The organism is Nonomuraea roseoviolacea subsp. carminata (assembly GCF_024172185.1).
Classification (GTDB): Bacteria; Actinomycetota; Actinomycetes; order Streptosporangiales; family Streptosporangiaceae; genus Nonomuraea; species Nonomuraea roseoviolacea.
In genome coordinates this window covers 8,446,571-8,464,024 of record NZ_JAMZEC010000001.1, presented here as the reverse complement: position 1 = coordinate 8,464,024, position 17,454 = coordinate 8,446,571, and the positions used below count along the sequence as shown (strand labels likewise).

Annotated in this window: 18 protein-coding genes; 8 read left to right on the top strand and 10 right to left on the bottom strand. The window is 69.7% G+C overall.

Features of this window, described 5'->3' with window-relative positions; translation table 11 throughout:
• Nucleotides 1-173: 173 nt before the first annotated feature.
• Genes HD595_RS39230 through HD595_RS39220 form a run of 3 tightly spaced genes read left to right on the top strand, consistent with a single transcriptional unit; the run spans nt 174 to nt 2,274 of the window.
• Nucleotides 174-746 (top strand): RNA polymerase sigma factor, encoded by a 573-nt coding sequence (locus HD595_RS39230; RefSeq protein ID WP_253778305.1) that lies wholly within the window; start codon nt 174-176, stop codon nt 744-746.
• On the top strand, nt 739-1,818 hold the full coding sequence (locus HD595_RS39225) for a CU044_5270 family protein (RefSeq protein ID WP_253778303.1): 1,080 nt from the start codon (nt 739-741) through the stop codon (nt 1,816-1,818). Before HD595_RS39230 ends, HD595_RS39225 begins: the two co-directional genes overlap by 8 nt.
• Nucleotides 1,819-1,866: 48 nt before the next feature.
• Nucleotides 1,867-2,274, top strand: coding sequence for a hypothetical protein (locus tag HD595_RS39220; RefSeq protein ID WP_253778301.1), 408 nt, complete (start codon nt 1,867-1,869; stop codon nt 2,272-2,274).
• Nucleotides 2,275-2,369: 95 nt separating this feature from the next.
• Here HD595_RS39220 and HD595_RS39215 read toward each other — a convergent pair whose 3' ends face one another.
• From HD595_RS39215 to HD595_RS39190, 6 genes are all read right to left on the bottom strand, one after another.
• On the bottom strand, nt 2,370-3,188 hold the full coding sequence (locus HD595_RS39215; protein WP_253778299.1) for a carbohydrate ABC transporter permease: 819 nt from the start codon (nt 3,186-3,188) through the stop codon (nt 2,370-2,372).
• A complete protein-coding gene (locus HD595_RS39210) occupies nt 3,185-4,063 on the bottom strand; it encodes a carbohydrate ABC transporter permease (RefSeq protein WP_253778297.1) in 879 nt (292 codons plus the stop codon). Before HD595_RS39210 ends, HD595_RS39215 begins: the two co-directional genes overlap by 4 nt.
• Nucleotides 4,063-5,316, bottom strand: coding sequence for an extracellular solute-binding protein (locus tag HD595_RS39205; RefSeq protein WP_253778296.1), 1,254 nt, complete (start codon nt 5,314-5,316; stop codon nt 4,063-4,065). Before HD595_RS39205 ends, HD595_RS39210 begins: the two co-directional genes overlap by 1 nt.
• A 21-nt stretch (nt 5,317-5,337) precedes the next feature.
• Nucleotides 5,338-6,678 (bottom strand): cellulose binding domain-containing protein, encoded by a 1,341-nt coding sequence (locus HD595_RS39200; RefSeq protein ID WP_253778294.1) that lies wholly within the window; start codon nt 6,676-6,678, stop codon nt 5,338-5,340.
• Between the two features lie 99 nt (nt 6,679-6,777).
• Nucleotides 6,778-7,536, bottom strand: coding sequence for a sugar isomerase domain-containing protein (locus HD595_RS39195; protein ID WP_301309712.1), 759 nt, complete (start codon nt 7,534-7,536; stop codon nt 6,778-6,780).
• Complete coding sequence (locus HD595_RS39190) at nt 7,533-8,402, bottom strand: MurR/RpiR family transcriptional regulator (RefSeq protein ID WP_253778290.1); 870 nt, start codon at nt 8,400-8,402, stop codon at nt 7,533-7,535. Before HD595_RS39190 ends, HD595_RS39195 begins: the two co-directional genes overlap by 4 nt.
• A gap of 60 nt (nt 8,403-8,462) precedes the next feature.
• On the opposite strand from HD595_RS39190, the gene HD595_RS39185 reads away from it, so the two are divergent.
• Complete coding sequence (locus HD595_RS39185) at nt 8,463-9,560, top strand: N-acetylglucosamine kinase (RefSeq protein WP_253778288.1); 1,098 nt, start codon at nt 8,463-8,465, stop codon at nt 9,558-9,560.
• Nucleotides 9,561-9,745: 185 nt separating this feature from the next.
• Here HD595_RS39185 and HD595_RS39180 read toward each other — a convergent pair whose 3' ends face one another.
• The gene (locus HD595_RS39180) at nt 9,746-10,309 is read right to left on the bottom strand and encodes a dihydrofolate reductase family protein (RefSeq protein WP_253778287.1); all 564 of its coding nucleotides are present in this window, start codon (nt 10,307-10,309) and stop codon (nt 9,746-9,748) included.
• Nucleotides 10,310-10,438: 129 nt separating this feature from the next.
• Here HD595_RS39180 and HD595_RS39175 point away from each other — a divergent pair, with 129 nt between their 5' ends.
• Nucleotides 10,439-11,185: a TetR/AcrR family transcriptional regulator gene (locus HD595_RS39175; RefSeq protein ID WP_253778285.1), complete on the top strand. Its 747-nt coding sequence runs from the start codon at nt 10,439-10,441 to the stop codon at nt 11,183-11,185.
• A 490-nt stretch (nt 11,186-11,675) separates the two neighbouring features.
• Here the strand turns inward: HD595_RS39175 and HD595_RS39170 are convergent, their stop codons facing one another.
• From HD595_RS39170 to HD595_RS39160, 3 genes are all read right to left on the bottom strand, one after another.
• On the bottom strand, nt 11,676-12,191 hold the full coding sequence (locus tag HD595_RS39170; protein WP_253778283.1) for a DegT/DnrJ/EryC1/StrS family aminotransferase: 516 nt from the start codon (nt 12,189-12,191) through the stop codon (nt 11,676-11,678).
• A gap of 264 nt (nt 12,192-12,455) precedes the next feature.
• Entirely contained in the window at nt 12,456-13,571 is a 1,116-nt protein-coding gene (locus HD595_RS39165; RefSeq protein WP_420540738.1) for a recombinase family protein, read from the bottom strand.
• Nucleotides 13,572-13,715: 144 nt separating this feature from the next.
• Complete coding sequence (locus HD595_RS39160) at nt 13,716-14,270, bottom strand: methyltransferase domain-containing protein (protein WP_253778278.1); 555 nt, start codon at nt 14,268-14,270, stop codon at nt 13,716-13,718.
• 244 nt (nt 14,271-14,514) lie between these two features.
• On the opposite strand from HD595_RS39160, the gene HD595_RS39155 reads away from it, so the two are divergent.
• The 3 genes from HD595_RS39155 to HD595_RS39145 all read left to right on the top strand — a co-directional run bounded on the left by HD595_RS39155 (nt 14,515) and on the right by HD595_RS39145 (nt 17,401).
• Complete coding sequence (locus HD595_RS39155; protein WP_253778276.1) at nt 14,515-15,330, top strand: oxidoreductase; 816 nt, start codon at nt 14,515-14,517, stop codon at nt 15,328-15,330.
• Nucleotides 15,331-15,402: 72 nt separating this feature from the next.
• A complete protein-coding gene (locus tag HD595_RS39150; protein WP_253778274.1) occupies nt 15,403-16,314 on the top strand; it encodes an alpha/beta hydrolase in 912 nt (303 codons plus the stop codon).
• Nucleotides 16,315-16,387: 73 nt separating this feature from the next.
• A complete protein-coding gene (locus tag HD595_RS39145; RefSeq protein WP_253778272.1) occupies nt 16,388-17,401 on the top strand; it encodes an NADP-dependent oxidoreductase in 1,014 nt (337 codons plus the stop codon).
• The last annotated feature ends 53 nt before the right edge of the window (nt 17,402-17,454 follow it).

Genomic DNA, 17,454 nt, shown 5'->3' with positions numbered 1-17,454 from the left:
CGGGGTGGCCGACCGGCTCCGGCCGCACCAGGTCCCGGCCGACGGAGCGGTAGCCCGGCCGGCCGTACCGGAAGCAGGCGTGAAGAAGATGGGCGGGTTCGGGCAACCAGCGCTGATCACTTCTTCAGAAAGGCGCCGAATGCATGAGCTCGTCCCCCGTCCGTGCCTTACGCATGAGTGAGGCGACGACCGACGCGTCGATCATCGAACGGTCGTTGCACGAGGCCGACGCGTTCTCGATGATCTTCGATCGGTATTTCCCGGCCATCCACCGGTACGTGGCGGCCCGGCTCGGGCCGGTCGCGGCCGACGACGTGGCCGCCGAGACGTTCCTCGCCGCCTTCGACCAGCGGCACCGCTACGACCCGGCCTTCGACGACGCGCGGGCCTGGCTGTACGGAATCGCCACGAACCTGATCGGCCGGCACCGCCGCGGCGAGATCCGCCTGTACCGCGCGCTCAGCCGTGCCGCCGGCCCGGACGACGTCGCCGGGCACGCCGAGCGGGTGGTGGAACGCGTCTCCGCCGAACGGCTGAGCCCCGAGCTGGCGCGCGGGCTGGCGGCGCTGTCCAAGGGCGACCGCGACGCGCTGCTGCTCGTCGCCTGCGCCCAGCTCAGTTACGCGGAGGTGGCGCGCGCCCTGAACATTCCGGTCGGCACGGTGGGCTCCCGCGTCAACCGGGCCAGACGCAAGCTGCGCACCACATTGGGCCCCACAGCACGGGAGGTAATCGACCATGGATGAGCTGCGGCAGCTACGCGACCGTCACGACGCGATGCCGGATCCGGCCGCGGAGGTCGTCTCGGAGGCGCGTTCCCGGCTGGCGGCCCACATGCGCGCGTCCCGGAACCGGAGGCCCGCCCGGTTCGTGGCCGTCCGCCGTACCCGGCCGGTGTGGGGGCTCGGCCTGGCCGGCGCGGTCGCCGCCGCCGTCCTGGTGGCGACCACGGTGAACGGCGCGCAGACCGGCAGCGGCCGTGCCGGGGTCGTGAGCGCGGCCCCCCGCACGGGCGCGACCCCGACCGGCGCCCCGTCCCCCACGACCCTGCGGTTGCGTCCCGTCGCCGACGCGCGGGACCTGGCCGGCAACGCGGCGGCGCAGGCCGCGGCAGAGCCGGACGTCACGCCCCGGCCGGTCCAGTGGGCGTACCTGAAGAGCCTCAGCGCCCAGACGCAGGTGGACGGCGGCCCCGGCCTGTTCGGCATGCCGAAGGTGAAGAGGACTCATGAGAGCTGGCGGCGCCTGGACGAGAAGGGTTTCGCCTTCATGGAGCACGGCCGGCTCAAGGTGGAGGAGGGATCGGAGTACGAGGTGACGTACCCGTACCTGCTCTCGCTGCCGGAGGATCCCGGCGCGCTGCTGGAGCGCGTGTACGAGCAGATCGACGCCGAGGAGGCCGCCCGGCAGGACGGCCCGGCCAAGGGCGGCCACCGCTCCACGCCCGCCCCGCTCACCCGCGACGAGCGGGACATGTACGCGTTCCAGTACATCGCCCAGGGCATGCGCGACGCCGTGCTGCCCGCCAGGATCCGCGCCGCGATGTACGGGGCCATGGCGAGGATCCCCGGCGTCCGCTACGAGAAGGGCGCCTCGGACCTCGCCGAGCGCCCAGGGGTGACCCTCTACCGGGTCGGCGACGGCTACCTGCGCGACGAGATCTTCATCGACCCGGAGACGTACGCGTACCTCGGCTACCGCACCGTCGTCATCCGGGACCACACGGAATCCTTCAGCACGGTGCGCAAGGGCCAGATCCTCGGCTGGGACGCCCAGCTCAAGGGCGCGATCGTCGACGAGGCGGGCGACCGCCCATGAGGGCCGGCCCCTAGCCCCCTTTTCGGCAACTCCGCCGGGTACGCGCGATTGACCGGCTCGGCGCCCGATGGTCATCGAGTCGCCGCGACCGTCACTGCCGCCCTGGACGGCAAGTGGGGCTGCGGCTGGTGCCGCAAGCTCCGCCACAAGGCCAGGCACGTCTGGCGCCGGGCCAAGGTCCACTACCGGGCCTTCCGGTACGGCTGGAACACCCGCCGGGGCTTCGGCGGCTTCGTCCACCGGTGGGCGAGCAGCGGCCGGCGCTGGGTCAGCCGGGGATCCTTCATCGTCGGCGTGGGCTTCGGCACCTACAGCTGTCTGCGCAGGCGCACCTTGAGCGGCTGCGCCAGGGCGTACTGGGAGAACAGCGCGATCGGCGGCCTGTCCGGCGCGTTGTACGGCATCGGCCGCGTGGGGTGGCGGGGCCGCCACTGGTGGCGCCGCGTGCACCGGTGATGACGCACAGGGGTGAATGAGGGCCAGGGAAGTGCCTTTCCCCGCCAGGAAAGGCACTTCCGCTCTCTTGACGGCTTTCGTCGCTGCCTTCGCGCTCAGCCCTTGACCGCCCCCGCCGTCATCCCGGTGCCCACCCTGCGCTGCAGGAACAGGAAGAGCAGCAGCGCCGGCAGGGCGAACAGGCTGGCCGCGGCCATGGTCGCGCCCCAGTCGGTGCCGAACACGTCGCGGAAGGACGACAGCCAGACGGGCAGCGTCCTGCGCGACTGATCCTTGATGATCAGCACGTTCACGAAGGCGAACTCGTTCCACGCGGTGATGAAGCCGAACAGGGAGGTCGCCATCAGACCCGGCGCGAGCAACGGGAACACCACCCGGCGGAACGCCGTCGTACGGCTGCAGCCGTCCACCTGCGCCGCCTCCTCCAGTTCCAGCGGGATCGCGGCGAGGAAGCCGCGCAGCGTCACGATCGTGAACGGCAGCGTGATCATGAAGTAGACGCCGGTCAGCATGGCCAGCGAGTCCAGGAGCCCGGTGTCCCTGGCGATGATGAACACCGGCACCAGCAGCGCCTCCCACGGAGCCATCTGCGCGGCGAACACGCCCACCAGGAACGCCCCTCTTCCCCGCCACCGCATCCTGGCCACCGCGAACGCCGCCAGCAGCGACACCACCAGCGCGAGCAGCACCGCGACGAGCGTGACGACCAGGCTGTTGCGCCAGTACGTCCCGAACCCCGGCGCATTGATGGCGGTGACGAAATGGTCGAAGGTGGGGTGCGCGGGCCAGAACGTCGGCGTCTCGGCCTGGATGTCGGCCGTCGGCTTGAACGCGGTCAGGAACATCCAGTAGACCGGGAAGATCATCATGACGAACACGGCGACCGCCGCCGCGTTGAGCGCGAACCGCCTCACTGACGCACCATCCTTCTCAGGTTGCCGACCAGGGCGACGGCCAGGATGACGACCGTGAGCATGGCGACGGCCGAACCCAGGTCGTAGCGGTGCAGCACGCGGGCGATCTTGAACGCGTACACCGGCAGCGTGGTCGTGGCGCCGTCGGGGCCGCCCTGGCTGAGCACCCAGATCTGCGGGAAACACTTGGCGGTCCAGATCACCTCCAGGGAGGCGACCAGGGCGAACAGCTGCCGCAGCATCGGCACGGTGATCCGGGTGAAGACCTGCCGGCCGGTGCCGCCGTCGATCCTGGCCGACTCGTACAGCTCGGCCGGGATCGTGGTCAGACCCGCGTACAGCGTGAGCGCGGCGAACGGCACCGACTGCCACACGACCAGGAGCACCAGCACGGCGAACGTGGCCGTGCCGTCGGCGAACCAGGTGTAGCCGCGGAAGGAGTCGAGGCCGAGGGCGACCAGCAGCCAGTTGACCACGCCCAGCTCCGACTGGAACAGCCACTGGAACACCGTGGTCGCCGCGATGATCGGGGTGGCCCATGCCAGGGCCAGCGCGCTCATGACAGCCAGGCGGAGGGCGCGGCGCAGGCGTACCAGCATGAGGGCGAGCGCGGTGGACAGGACCATGATGAGCACGACGTTGATCGCGGTCCACACGAGCGTGCGCAGGACCACCTGCCGGAACTCCGCGCCCGACAGCAGCTCGGCGTAGTTCTCCAGGCCGACGAAGACCGCTGCGCCCCTGATCAGCTCGCCCATGCGGAAGTGCTGGAAGGAGATCACCGCCGCTTTGAGCAGCGGATAGAGCAGGAGGAAGGCCCCACCCGCCACCGCGGGCGCGACAAGCAGGTAGGGCCACGGGGAGCGCTCGCGCATCAGGATCCGCTGTTCAGCGTCGTGGTGATCGATTCCGAGACCTTCCTGGCCTCCGTCGCGGGGTCGCCGCCGGTGAGCACCGCCGTCATGTACTGCTTGATCATCGAGGTGGCTTCGACGGCGGCCCAGTTGGGGGTGTTCGGGGTGGCCCGGCCGTTGGCCGCGGCGGCGGCCATCGCCGCCGTGCCCTCCTCGCCGGACAGCACGCCCGCCAGGGAGGCGCGGTTCGGCACGAAGCTCATCGCCTTGGCCAGCTCGGTCTGGAACTGCTCACCGGCCAGGGCCTTGACCAGCTCGTACGCCTCCTCCTGCCGCCTGGAGGCGACCGGGACGACCAGGTCGGAGCCGCCGGTGAAGACCGTGCCGGGTTTGTCGGCCGTCTTGCCCGGGACGGGGAAGAAGCCGATCTTGCCCTTCAGCCCCGCGTCGACTTCGAGCACGCGGGCGGCGATGCCGGGGACGGCGATGATCTGGGCGGTCTTGCCCTGGGCGAAGACCTCGTGCTGGGGCGGGTTCGCCTCGTCGGCGTCCTTGGGGCCCTTGCCGAGGGCCTGGAGTTTCCGGTAGAACGCCATCCCGGCCAGGGCCTGCGGGCTGTCGAGGGCACCCTTCCACCTGCCGCCCTCCTGGACGGCCAGGTCGCCGCCCTCGTCCCAGACGAAGCCTGCGAGGGCGTACCAGGTCTGGCCGGTCAGGTATATGCCCTGATTACCGCCTTTATTCAGCTTTGCCGTGATGTTCAGCCATTCGTCGCGGGTTTTCGGGGGCTCCTTGATGCCGGCCCTGGCGAACAGGTCCTTGTTGTAGACGACCACGCGGTTGGCGGCGTACCAGGGGATCCCGTACTGCCTGCCGCCGATGTTCCCCGGCTGGGCGAGGCCGGGCAGCCAGTCCTCGCCCTTGAGGTCGGCCACCTTGGCGCTCAGGTCGGTGAGGCCGCCGCTCGCGGAGTACTGGGCGACCTGCGTGTTGCCCACCTCGATGACGTCGGGGGCGTCGGTGCTGGCGAGGGCCGCGGTCACCCGTTCGCCGATGCCGTCCCACGCCTGGATCTGGATGTCGAGGTCGACGCCCTGGTGGGCGGCCTCGTACCCGGTCTCGAACTTCTTCAGCAGCTCCTGCGTGACGCTGCCGTCCATGATCCACAGGGTCAGCTTCTCGGGGGCGCCGGTGGCTGCCGCCTTGGGCTCCTCGGTGGTGCCGCACGCGCCGAGCGCGAACATGGCCGCGAGGGCCAGGATGCGGTACTTCATGATGATCACCTTGGGGGGTGGTTACGGGTTCGGAACGGTGTCCTTGAAGGCGGCGCCGGCGGCGCGCAGCGCGGCGACCCGGCCGGTGACGTCGGCGGGGGCGACGACCTCGTTCTTGCTGTAGTAGAGCCAGTCCACCTGCTGCCGGTACGTACGGGTGCCGCTGACGGCCTGGAGATCGATGAACCACTGGTTGAACATGATCCACATGGGCATCTCGGGGTAGTAGATGTCCCCGTGGTCGCCGAACAGGCGGCCGTCCACGTAGTACCTGATCCGGCCGTCGGCCACCTGGATCACCAGGTCGTGCCAGCCGGCGAAGCTCGCCCGTTCCTCGCTGTGGATGTTGACCGCCTGCCACGGGTCGGCGCGATAGGTCTCCCAGCTCGTGGTGTAGAGGATGCTGGAGGGCTCACCCCAGCCGCCGTTGGGCAGGTACTCGAAGTCCAGCTCGCCGTAGTCGGGGTCCATGTCGGCGCGCAGCGGGGTGATGGTGAAGAACGTCTGCACCACGTGCTCGCCGTCGGGGCCGCTCGACGGCGCGTCGCTGAAGCGCACCCTGGCGGCGTAGGTGCCCTCGTGGAACTTACGGCTCGCGGTGGACAGCTCCGTCTGGACGGTGCCGCCGGCCGTGCCGTCCGTGGCGGAGTCGAGGGTCAGCACCCCGCCGGGGAAACTGATCCCCGAGGGCGACCAGGTCGCCCCGGGAACGCCCGGACCGCCCGAGGCCGAGCGCACGCTCCAGCCGCGCTGGGCGAGGAGCGGGTCGCCCGGGCCCGAGTAGGAGAAGTCGTCGAACAGCACGCCCGCCGAGCCGGTCGGCGTGATCGTGGGGGTGGCGGAGGGGCTGGGTTCGGCGCCGTCGGGCCTGCCCCAGGCCAGCCGGCCGCCGACGTGGACGGTCACCTTGTCCCAGTCGGCGTAGGAGGTCTGGGAGCCGTAGGAGTAGTCGTCGTTCTGGACGAAGTTCTGCCAGTCGGAGCGGTAGAAGCGCAGTTGCAGGTCGGCGGTGTTCGTGCCGGGGGCCAGGGCGCCCGAGGTGAAGCCCACCTCCATGTACTGGTCGGCGCCGGACTGGCGGACGAACGTCCCGGTCACCGTCGAGCAGCCCACCACCGCCCAGGAGCAGGCGAAGCGGTAGGTCTCCGCGCCGGTCAGGTAGTAGCGGATCTTGACCTGGCTGAGCTGGACCGTGGTGGTTCCGTCGTTGAAGAGCTTGAACCAGGGCTCGGACTGGGCCGTGGTGGGGCCGGGGGCGCTGGTGCGGTACTGGAGGCGGACGGACTGCTCGGCGTTGGCCGGGGCGACCAGGGCCACGACCACGAGGACGAGAGGGACGACAAAGGAGAGAACGATTTTCACCAAATTGCGGTACATGGGGGGTGTCTCCTTGGTTCTGCTGGCTCCCGAGGGTTGTTCCGTGCATGTCGAACAGAGGTGACGGCGTCGCGGGCGTACGGGTCAGGCGCCCCGGCGGATACGGCCCTCGTAACGGGCTTCGAGCGCGAGGTTGTGCGCGTCGCCCTCGGGCACGTTGGCCGAGAGGTAGACGGGCGGCACCTGCCCGGCGCGGAGCAGGTCGCGTACGGTGTGGGCCACGACGAGCTGGGCGAGCAGCGCCGACGTGATGGTGGAGACGGCTCCGGTGGCGCCTCCGCCGGGCAGCGGCAGCACGGCGTCGCCGTACGGCGCATGGTTGTCCAGGACGACGTCGGCCAGGTCGGTGAGCTTGCGGCCCGAGGGGTGGCGGGAGGGCACGGCGTCGCCGTGGGCCCGCGAGGTGATGGCGATCAGGTCGTGACCGCGCTGCTTGACGAGGGTGGCGAGCTCGACGACGACGCCGTTCACGCCGGAGTTGGAGATGACGACGAACAGGTCGTGCCGGTGCACGGGCGCGAGGTCGAGGATGGTTCGGGCGACGGCGGGGTCGCGTTCGAGGTCGTAGCGGTCGAGTTCCGAGCGCGGCGCGTCACCGTGCAGAACGATGTCCCGCAGCGCCAGGCGGTTGGTGGGCACGAGCCCGCCGGCCCGCCCGGCGATCTCCATCGCGACGGCCTCCGAGTGCCCCGAGCCGAACGCCTGGATGACGCCGCCGGCGGTGAGGGCTCGGGTGAAGAGGCCGGCCGCTCGCACAATTTCCGGATCTTTCGGGATTGTGCGGACGAGTTCGGCGATGTGATGGGCGAAGTCGTCGGGGTCTACTCCTTCATTTACGGTCATGTATCCCCTTCTGGGAGGCGATGTCCGGCTACTGCGCTGACCGTGACGTCGAAGGCCTGCCTGGTGCGTTCGTAGGTGCGCTGGGCGACCGAGACGTACACGACATCGAGGACGAGAAGTTGGGAGTGGATGGCGGCGAAACCCTCGGACCTGAAACTGGTCGCCCGGCTCGCCGTGGTCAGCACCAGCTCGGCGACCTCAGCGAGCGGCGACCGCGGCTGCGAGGTGACCGCCACCGTGATCGCGCCGTGGCTGCCCGCCTCGGCGAGCACCTCGATGACCTCGCGCGTCCTGCCGCTGTGGGAGATGCCGATGGCGACGTCCCCCTGCCCGAGCAGGGCCGCGTCGGTGAGCGCGCTGTGGGCGTCCGACCTGCTCCAGGTCGGCACCCGCATGCGCTGCAGCCGGTACTCCATCTCGCTCGCCACGGCCGCGCTGCTCGACACGCCGAACAACAGCACCCGCCCGGCCCGCGCCACGGCCTGCGCGACCTTCTCCACCACCGCCAGGTCGAGCTGGTCGCCGGTCTCCTGGATCAGGCGGATGTCGTTGCCCGACACGACGCTCAGCACCTTCTCCAGACTGTCGTCGGGAAGGATCTCCTGGCCGATGTCGGTCTGCCAGGTCTGCTGAGCGACGCGGCCGGTCTCTGTCGCGACGGCCACACGGAGCTCGGCGTAGCCGGTGAAGCCGAGCGCGCGGCAGAACCGGGTGATAGTGGCCGTGGACGTGCCGCTCCGCTCGGCGAGATCGACGATGGTCAGGCGCGCGGCCTCGCCCGGATCGGCGAGAATCGCCTCGGCCACCTTGCGCAACGCCTCGGGAAAGTCGGGCTGCTCGGCCCTGATGCGGCTCAGTAGGTCCACGCGGTGAAAATTATGCTCAGCTTCTGGCGCAGTCAAGGAGTTTGGCCAATAATTTTTGACATGCGCTTGGTTCTCGGCATCGACGCCGGCGGCACCTCCTCCCGCGCCGCCCTCCACACCCTCACCGGAGACCGGGTGGGCCACGGCATCTCCGGAGGCGGCAACCCGGTCACCCTGAGCCCCGACACCGCCCACGCCAACCTCACCGAGGCGATCCGCCAAGCCCTCGGCCACCTGGACCCGTCCATGGTGCTGAGCTGCTGCGCAGGCCTGGCAGGCACCCCGGAGCTGACCTCCGCCACCGTACGCCGCGCCCTCGCGCACTGCGGCCTCACCCCCGCCCCGACCGCCACCACCTCCATCGGGGACATCCCGGTGATCACAGTGGGCGACGTGGTGACAGCCTTCGCAGCAGGCACCTGCGAGCCCTCCGGCTCGATCCTCATCTCCGGCACAGGCGCCATCGCGGCAAAAATTACCAACCGACGGCAGGCGGCAACCGCCGACGGTTACGGCTGGCTGCTCGGCGACGACGGCTCCGCCTTCTGGCTCGGCCGCGCCGCCGCCCGCGCCACCCTCGACGCCCTCACGCAAGCCACCCACTTCCAAGCCCACCCGCCCGCGCCCAGACCCTTCAGGGAGACCGCCCCAAGCGACACCCCCACCGACGCGCTCCAGAGCGCACCCGACCGGAGGCCCGGAAGCGGCCCTGACGCCTTGCAAGACCAGGGACTGGTCGGCTCGGTCCTACGGCGACTGGTGCCGGGCGGGCTCCATGGTGATCCGGTCGCAGAGGTCGTGACGGCGGTGCACGAACGACCGCCGTTGGCGCTGGCCGAACTGGCCCCGCTGGTGAGCGCGGCAGCGGCGGCCGGCGATCCCACGGCGACCGCCCTCGTCGCCGAGGCCGCCCGGCGCCTGGCGGCCACGCTGACGGCTGTCCACGAACCGGGACGACCCGCCGTCCTGTCCGGCAGCGTGCTCACAGCAGAAGGCCCGATGCGTCAGGCCGTACGCGACCTCCTGCCGGACGCCGTGACGGCGGGCGACGCGGCCGGGGCGGCGGCCTGGCTCGCGGCCCGCCGCCTCCTGAACCAGCACGAATCCCGCGCCCGCCACCCCCGCTTCGTCAACCCCGAGACCTGCCCAACCGCATGAGGAGGACGGCGAAAACGCTCCGCCGACACCTGTCGCCTGCACGACCGCCCGCAGCACCGTCCACCCGCCTCGTACGGCGAACCGCCGGTCGCCATATGGGCATGGATGATGCGCGTGGTCGCGGCGCGGCGGCGGGCCCGGGTCCCCTGGGCGGTGACGCCCAGCCCGGTCCATGGCCGATCGGCTCAGCGGCGGACGCGGTAGCGGATGTGGGTGGCCTCGGGCGTGTCGAGCACCTGGATGATCTCCAACTCGATCTCCGACGGCAGGACGTCGAACAACCGGCGCCCTGCGCCCAGGAGCACTGGAATGTGATGGATCTGCAGCTCATCCAGCACCCCGGCCTGAAGGGCCTGCTGCACCGTGTACGCACCGCCACGAATCTGGACGTCCCGGTCCCCGGCGGCGGCCTTCGCCTGCGCCATCGCGCTCTCGATCCCGTCGTTCACGTAGGTCACCAGCGGATAGCCCCACCGGGCGGCCGGCCCGGGCGGCCGATGACTGGGAACGAAGATCGGCAGACCGCCGTGAGAGCCGCCCCAGTGGTCCATGAGCTCAGCGGTCCGCCGTCCCGCCAGGATCGCACCAGCCCCGTTCCATTCGTCCTGGAACTGCTTGACCGGCCCTGGGTGCTGCTCCGAGTCAGCCCACTTGTGCAGCCGCTCGCCATCGTCGCCACCGAGAAAGTCGTGGGGATCGGCGATGTACCCGTCGAGGGACATCGACATGTCGAGCACTGACTTGGACATGACCCACTCCTTGTCGTCAACGGCGCGGCTCCTCGGCCACCGCCCGCTCTCCAGATCGGAGATTAACTGTGTCCCCCAGACACTGTGTACGCTAGAGACAGTTTCGACGGATGGCAAGCGGGAGGCGACATGTCGGCCAACGAAGATCCAAAGGCACTGGCCGAACTGTTGTGGGGCCTGCGGAAGCCACGCACCAGAGGCCCCAGGCCCGCCTTCGACCTCGCCCAGCTGGCCGACACCGCCGTCAAGGTCGCCGATACCGAGGGCCTGGAAGCGGTCTCCATGCACCGGGTCGCCGCCGAGCTCGGCCTCACCAAGATGGCCCTCTACCGCTACGTCAACGGCAAGACAGAGCTGATGGCCATCATGATCGAGGCGGCGGTCGGCACACCCCCCGACCTGAGCGGGGCGGCCGGCTGGCGGGCCAAGCTGGAGGAGTACGCCCACGGACTGTCCGCAGCCTGGCGGCGCCACCCCTGGCTGCCGTCGATCACCGTGGGCGACCGCGTCATGGGACCACGTGAGACCGCATGGTCCGAAAGAGCCCTCAGCGCCCTCATCGACACCCCCCTGACCGAACGCGAACGGCTCGACGCGGTCATGATGGTGTCCCACCACATCCGCGCCACTCACCCGGCCGCCACCCAAGGCACTCAGACCTGGACGGACGGCAGCGCCGCCGCCATCATGCGCGACCTGCTGCTCCTCAACGCCAGCCGCTTCCCGCTGCTGGCCACCACCGTGGCCATCCCCTCGACCACTACCGCCCGGGAGTTCGGCCTCCTCGCCCTCCTCGACGGTCTCGAACGCACCATCACTCAACGCACCCACGACAACGGCGACGAACAACCGACTTCGCGCCCAGATCCTCCGTAAGCGACGACCACCAGCGGGCCCCGAAGGTCGAGCAGATGAACGCCCTCGACCGCTGGTCGTGGCCTGTCCCGGCAAGGCGATGCGCCCATGGCGGCCGACCTGGCTGCGCCGACTTCGTTCAATGCCTGGGCCTGGTGTTTTGTCGAGGGCGTATGGGCGTAGCCCATGCGATCTGGAACCTGTGGATGGGTATCTATCCAGCCGCCGCCTTTACTTTGTAGATTAATAAAGATGCTGTCCGCTCCCGGCAGGACCCTTCCGTCGCCGCCGGAGCGACCGCGGCCCGCCTCCCGGACGGCAGGCTCGCGATCGGCGAGGCCCTCACCCTGGAGCGTGGCGGAGACGGCTACCGCGTCCACCACCGCCGGTCCGCCCGTCCCGCTGGTCCGCCAGAACGCGCCGGCCCCTCTCCCCCACCGCGGCGGCGTCACCGATGTCGCCGGCGTGGTTGGTCTTCTCTCTTACGGTTCGGCCCGCATCTCGGGATCGGTCAGGCGGCGAGGACCTTGGCGAGCGCCTCGGCGACGTCGGCGGCCCGGGCGGGGTCGTCCATGAGCATCGGCTGGCGCACCCACACCACGCTCCACGCGGCCGCCTCCGCGGCCGGGCACGGCTCGGCGCGCGCCCCCTCCCGGGTCAGGGCGTCCAACGTGCCCAGCGGCGGGTATCCGGCGTCGAGCGGCACCCCTTCGGCGGCCATGGCCGCGAGCAGGAACTCACGGTCCACGCAGGCGTCCACGCGCAGCATGAGCATGTGGCGGGAGTCGCGGGTGGTGCCGGGTGCATGCGGCACGACGGTCACCGGCCGGGCCCCGGCCGCCTCCGGGAGCCGGTCCAGCTCGCGTTCGAGCGCCACGCAGAAGGCCTCACGGCGGGCGATCTCGTCGTCGAGCCGGTCCAGCCACGGCAGCAGCAGGGCGGCCTGCACGTCGGTGAGCCGCAGGTTCCAGCCGACGTTCGGGTGGCCATACCACTGGCCGCCGCGCCTGCGGCCGAGGTTGCACACCGACCAGATCGGCCTGCCAGTAGGAGTGGAACGGCGAACCGGGTTTGGTGTCACATCTGTTGACGCTGTGCGGGATGATGACGACGGCGGCCCCGTCGTGATCTCTGGCGGGAGTCACTGACCAGCCGACCGGCCCAGGTCGCGGCGTTGATGGCCATCTGCGGGGTGGAGGAGAAACAGCGTGTTGGCGCGCTGAACGAGCAGCAGCGCGAGCGACTTGTGCGGGCTTTGATCAGCTGACAGCGCCGGGGTTGACCGTGTGCGCTATCGGAGCTCCGCGTTCGGGTGAGGTTGGCTCTGCAGGCGATGGCGAAGTTCGGCCTCCTGCGCCGTCAGTGCCTGGCCTGGGCGTCGGATGCGGGCTGGTCGGGGTCGGGGGATGTCTTCGCCTTGCAGGAGGGCGAAGTCGGCGTGGGCCGCCTCGACGGCTTCGGGGTAGGCCTGGGTCTTCTCATGCTCGGCGAGGGCCCGATAGATGCTGGCCAGGGACGGGTTCTCGCCTTTGCGTTTGCCGGTGGGGATGATCAGGTCTTTGCGGATGTCCTCGATGCGTTCCCCGGCGGCCTTGCGGCGCAGCACGGTGTGCAGCATGTCGTCGGTGATCACCACCGGTCGGCCGCCGTGCTTGCCCTTGCGGGTGGCGGCGTCCAGGCCCTCCAGGGTGGCCTCGCGGATGGCTTCGCGTTCGGTCTCGGCCATCGCGGCGAAGAACGCGAACAGCATCCGGCCCGGTCCGGCTGGATCGTAGATGCCGGCCAGCGGCCCGGCGAGCATCTCCAGCACCAGGCCGTGCGCGGTCAGGTGGTCGGCCAGCGCGGTGAGTTCGGCGGCGTCGCGGCCCAGCCGCTTCATCTCGTAGACGGTGAGGATGACCCGGCAGTGCGGGGCGTGCGCCTTGATCTGCCGGGCCAGCGCGAGCGCCGCCTCGAATTGCGGGCGCACCTTCACCCGGGTCGAGATCTTCTCGGCGAAGATCTTCTCGCGCGGGATGCCGTGCGCGGCCAGCGTGTCCAATTGCGACTGCAGCTCTTGGGTGAGCGCGGAGCAGCGGGCATAGCCGATCCGGATGTCGGCCGACGTCCGGTCATCGCCGAGCGGCGCGGGCGGCGGCGTGCCCGGCCGCCACGGCTGGCCCGGGTTGCGGTCGGCCGGGGTCGCCACCCGCAGTAGCTTGGCCAGCCGGGCGACTTTCGTGAATCGGCCCGTGTGGTAGGTGCCGGCCACAGCGCCCGAACGCGACCGGCACGGTGAACCGGCCGCGACGTCGCATCTCGGGCACGGGTGACGTTCGACGTCATCGGCGTCACGGGTGCGTTCTTCATCAATAGCGGACAAGGGAGCTGATTCGGTACGTTCGCGAGGTTCCCGGGCATCGGCCATCACCGCATGCTCTCACAAACATTTCCCAGAATCCGGCGATCGGCCGACTTGAATGAGAACGGGTTCTGAGAGGAAACCAGCCTCTTCCGGAGGTCGGAACCGGCCTCCGGGGCCGCAGGGTGATCTTCTCTGGCAATAGTCCGTTTATGAGAGAACGCAGGATGCGAGGCGGACCAGGCCGGAGGCGAGCAGCCAGCCGCTCAGGGTGGTGATGATCATGCCGGCATCACTGAGTTGCCACAGGCAGGACGGCGGGATGGTGCGTGCCGCGCAGGGTGCGATCACGGTGCTGTACTCGGCCCCTTCGGAGTGGCCTTGCAGGCCGTCGCCGACGACCAGTCGCGGGGCGTATCCGGCGGCGTCGAGGTGGGCTGCGGCCTGGGCGGCGACGTCCGGGTCGTATTCGATGGAGGTGACGTTCTTGTCGCCCAGACGGTGGCACAGCAGCAGCGCGGTGAAGTAGCCAGTGCCGGTGCCGGTGCCGATCTCCAACACGCGGTCTCCAGGGTCGATGTCAGCGAGTTCCAGCATGCGCACCACCAGTGTCAGCAGGGTGGCCGAGGATGTGAGCCAGTCCGTCTGCGGCGTGGTGGCAGAGGCCGCGCCCAGTCCGTCGATCTGGGTCACCAGGGTCTTGTCGGCGTACGCCAGATGCAGCCGGCCCTCCTCGCCGAGGTCGCTGCGGGAGACCGGCCCCACGGCAGGTCGTGGTTCTGCCGGTAGAGGTGGCTGCCGAGGAACGCCTCGCGGGGCACAGCTGTCGGCGGGCGCCGCTGCTGGCTTGTATCGATTGCCTGCCGCCTTCAACACCCCTTTCCCCTCCCGTACCAAGCCGCAGGTTCCCGGCGATCGCCGAAGCCGCTGCTTGCCATCCGCGCCGTCCCACTATAGCCTTACGACCATAAGCTAAACGATCGTAATTCAATGACGTAGGGAGTATGTGATGGCGACACATCGGCCGATAGCACTCATAACGGGGGCGTCATCGGGGATCGGTAATACAACCGCTCGCGCCTTCGTCACAGCCGGGTTCGAGGTGATCGGAACCGGACGGAACACCTCGGGACTCACCCCGCCCGCCGGTGTGACCTTCCTCGACCTCGACGTGACCAGTGACGAATCCGTCACCGCCGCCGTCCAGGAAGTGATCGAACGGTTCGGACGGATCGACGTCCTCGTCAACAACGCCGGTCTCGGCTCGGCCGGCGCCGCCGAGGAGAACTCCGTCGCCCAGGCCCAGAGCCTCTTCAACCTCAACTTCTTCGGTCTCGTCCGCATGACGAAGGCCGTCCTGCCGCACATGCGCGCCCAGGGCCGTGGCCGCATCGTCAACCTCTCGTCCGTCCTCGGCGTCATCCCGCAGCCCTACATGGCCCTCTACGTCGCCGCGAAGCACGCCATCGAGGGCTACTCCGAGTCCCTGGACCACGAGGTCCGCGAGTACGGCGTCCGCGTCCTGCTCGTCGAGCCCGGCTACACCCGGACCGCCTTCGATGCCAATGCCGCGCAGCCCGACACCCCGATGCCGCTGTATGCGGAGCGGCGGAGTGTCTTCGACGAAGTGGTCGCTGCGGCGATGAAGACCGGCGACGACCCCGCCGTCGTCGCCAAGGAGATCGTCACGGCAGCCACCGCCCCGAAACCGAGGCTGCGCTACACCGCCGGACCGCTCGCCTCACGCATCACCACCGCGCGACGCCTCGTCCCCGCCTGGATCTTCGACAAGCAGATCCGCAGATTCAACCGGATGCCCGGCTGACGGCGCACCCGGCCCATCGATTTGCAGTGCGCGAGAGGCGCGTTCAGCTCTGACCTGACAAGGAGCATCACCATGGGAATCAGCACGGAAGCACAGCAGTTCGCGCAGTTCCTCGAAAGCGTGCGCGCGAAGGCGTCGACACCGGGCCTCGACCTGGCCGTCGTCCGCGACATCGTCGACACACATGCTTCGGCATCGACCGAGCCGGAAGGCGTCACCTACGCCGAGGTGGACGCGGACGGTGTCCCCGCCCTGTGGGCCATCCCTGAGGGCGCCGACCCCGACAAGGCGCTGCTCCACTTCCATTTCGGCGGATCGGTCGCGGCCTCGATCTCATCGGACCGCAAGGCCGCCGGCCACATCGCCAAGGCGGCCGGAGCCCGCTCACTTGTCGTGGGCTTCCGCCTGGCGCCCGAGCACCCCCACCCGGCGCAGATCGACGACGCCGAGACCGCCTACCGCTGGCTTCTCGCGCAGGGCTACGAGCCGCGGAACATCGGCAGCACCGGCCACTCCATCGGAGGCACCCTTGCGGTCGCGCTGCCGCTGCGCCTGCTCGCCAAGGGCGAGGCAGCCCCTGGGGCGATCATCAGCATCTCGCCGTGGACCGACCTCACCATCAGCAACCCGAAGGTGGACGAGAACGAGGAACTCGACAAGATGCTCAGCCGGGACATCCTCGAGCAGTTCCGAGCGGCTTGGCTGCAGGATCCCGGCGTGGACTTCACCGACCCCGAGATCAGCATCGTGAACGCCGACCTGACCGGCCTGCCGCCCACGGCCCTGCACTACGGCGAGTACGAGGCGCTTGCCGGCGAGGGCGCCGACTTCGGCCGCCGACTGGCCGACTTCAAGGTCGTCTCCGAGGTCCGGCCGCTGCCCGAGGGCCAGCACTCATTCATCCTGGGCGCGGGGCGCGTGCCCGAGGTGGACCGGGCGATCGAGCAGATGGGTCAGTGGCTCCGCCGGCACCTCGGCAGCTGAGGTGGAAGCTGCCCGGACATGCGCATCGTCCACCGAAAGGCAACCGAGAAGATCACGCAAAGGGATGGCTGACATGAAGGCATTCGTCGTCGAGAAGTACGGCAAGGACGGCCTACGCGCCGCAGACGTTCCCGAGCCTACCGTCGGGGACGGCGACGTCTTGGTCCGAGTGAGCGCCACCAGCATCAACCCGCTGGACAAAATGGTCCGCAACGGGGAGTTCAAACGACTCCTGAAGTACAAGCTTCCGTTCGCGCTCGGCCACGACGTCGCCGGCATCGTGACGCAGGTCGGGTCGGCCGTGCGCGACTTGACAGTCGGCGACGAGGTCTACGCACGTCCCCGCGACCTGCGGATCGGAGGGTTCGCCGAGTTCATTGCGATCGACCAGGACGACGTCTCGCCCAAGCCGGAGTCACTCACCTTCCGCGAGGCGGCCGCGGTGCCGCTGGTGGCCTTGGCCGCCTGGCAGATCCTCGTCGACCGCGCCCACGTGATGCCGGGTCAGAAGGTGCTCATCCACGCCGGTGCCGGTGGCCTCGGATCGACGGTCATCCAGCTCGCCAAGCACCTCGGTGCCACGGTGGCGACGACCACGAACTCCCGCACCGAGAAGTTGGTCAGGAGCCTCGGCGCCGACATCGTCGTCGACTACACGAAGGAGGATTTCTCGCAGGTGCTGTCCGGCTACGACCTGGTGCTGGACTCCCTTGGCGGGGCGAACCTCGAGAAGTCGCTGACTGTGCTGAAGCCGGGCGGCCTGGCCATCGGTGTCGCCGGCCCGCCGGACTCCGGGTTCGCCAGGCAACTCGACGCCCCGTCGTTCATGGGCGTGGCCATGAACGCGCTCAGCCGCAAGGTGCGCAAGCAGGCCAAGGCCCTGGGTGTGCACTACGAGTTCTTCTTCATGCAGGCCAGCGGCGCCCAGCTCCGTGAACTCGGCGCCCTGTACGACCACGGACAACTCCGCCCGGTCATCGACCGGACGTTCCCCTTCGACCAGACGCTCGAGGCGATGGCGTACGTCGAGCAGGGCCGTACCACGGCCGGAAAGGTCGTGATCTCGATGGCGTCCGACAACGACTGAATCGGGCCGGCTGCAGAGAAAGCGTGTCGGTACTCCAAGACACCGCCAGCACA

Bases quoted from the DNA above. Each gene is read 5' to 3' on its own strand.
- HD595_RS39230 (WP_253778305.1), top strand. From the start codon at position 174: ATGAGTGAGGCGACGACCGACGCGTCGATCATCGAACGGTCGTTGCAC.
- HD595_RS39225 (WP_253778303.1), top strand. From the start codon at position 739: ATGGATGAGCTGCGGCAGCTACGCGACCGTCACGACGCGATGCCGGAT.
- HD595_RS39210 (WP_253778297.1), bottom strand. From the start codon at position 4,063: ATGCGCGAGCGCTCCCCGTGGCCCTACCTGCTTGTCGCGCCCGCGGTG.
- HD595_RS39205 (WP_253778296.1), bottom strand. From the start codon at position 5,316: ATGAAGTACCGCATCCTGGCCCTCGCGGCCATGTTCGCGCTCGGCGCG.
- HD595_RS39195 (WP_301309712.1), bottom strand. From the start codon at position 7,536: ATGACCGTAAATGAAGGAGTAGACCCCGACGACTTCGCCCATCACATC.
- HD595_RS39185 (WP_253778288.1), top strand. From the start codon at position 8,463: ATGCGCTTGGTTCTCGGCATCGACGCCGGCGGCACCTCCTCCCGCGCC.
- HD595_RS39180 (WP_253778287.1), bottom strand. From the start codon at position 10,309: ATGTCCAAGTCAGTGCTCGACATGTCGATGTCCCTCGACGGGTACATC.
- HD595_RS39175 (WP_253778285.1), top strand. From the start codon at position 10,439: ATGTCGGCCAACGAAGATCCAAAGGCACTGGCCGAACTGTTGTGGGGC.
- HD595_RS39165 (WP_420540738.1), bottom strand. From the start codon at position 13,571: ATGGCCGATGCCCGGGAACCTCGCGAACGTACCGAATCAGCTCCCTTG.
- HD595_RS39155 (WP_253778276.1), top strand. From the start codon at position 14,515: ATGGCGACACATCGGCCGATAGCACTCATAACGGGGGCGTCATCGGGG.
- HD595_RS39150 (WP_253778274.1), top strand. From the start codon at position 15,403: ATGGGAATCAGCACGGAAGCACAGCAGTTCGCGCAGTTCCTCGAAAGC.
- HD595_RS39145 (WP_253778272.1), top strand. From the start codon at position 16,388: ATGAAGGCATTCGTCGTCGAGAAGTACGGCAAGGACGGCCTACGCGCC.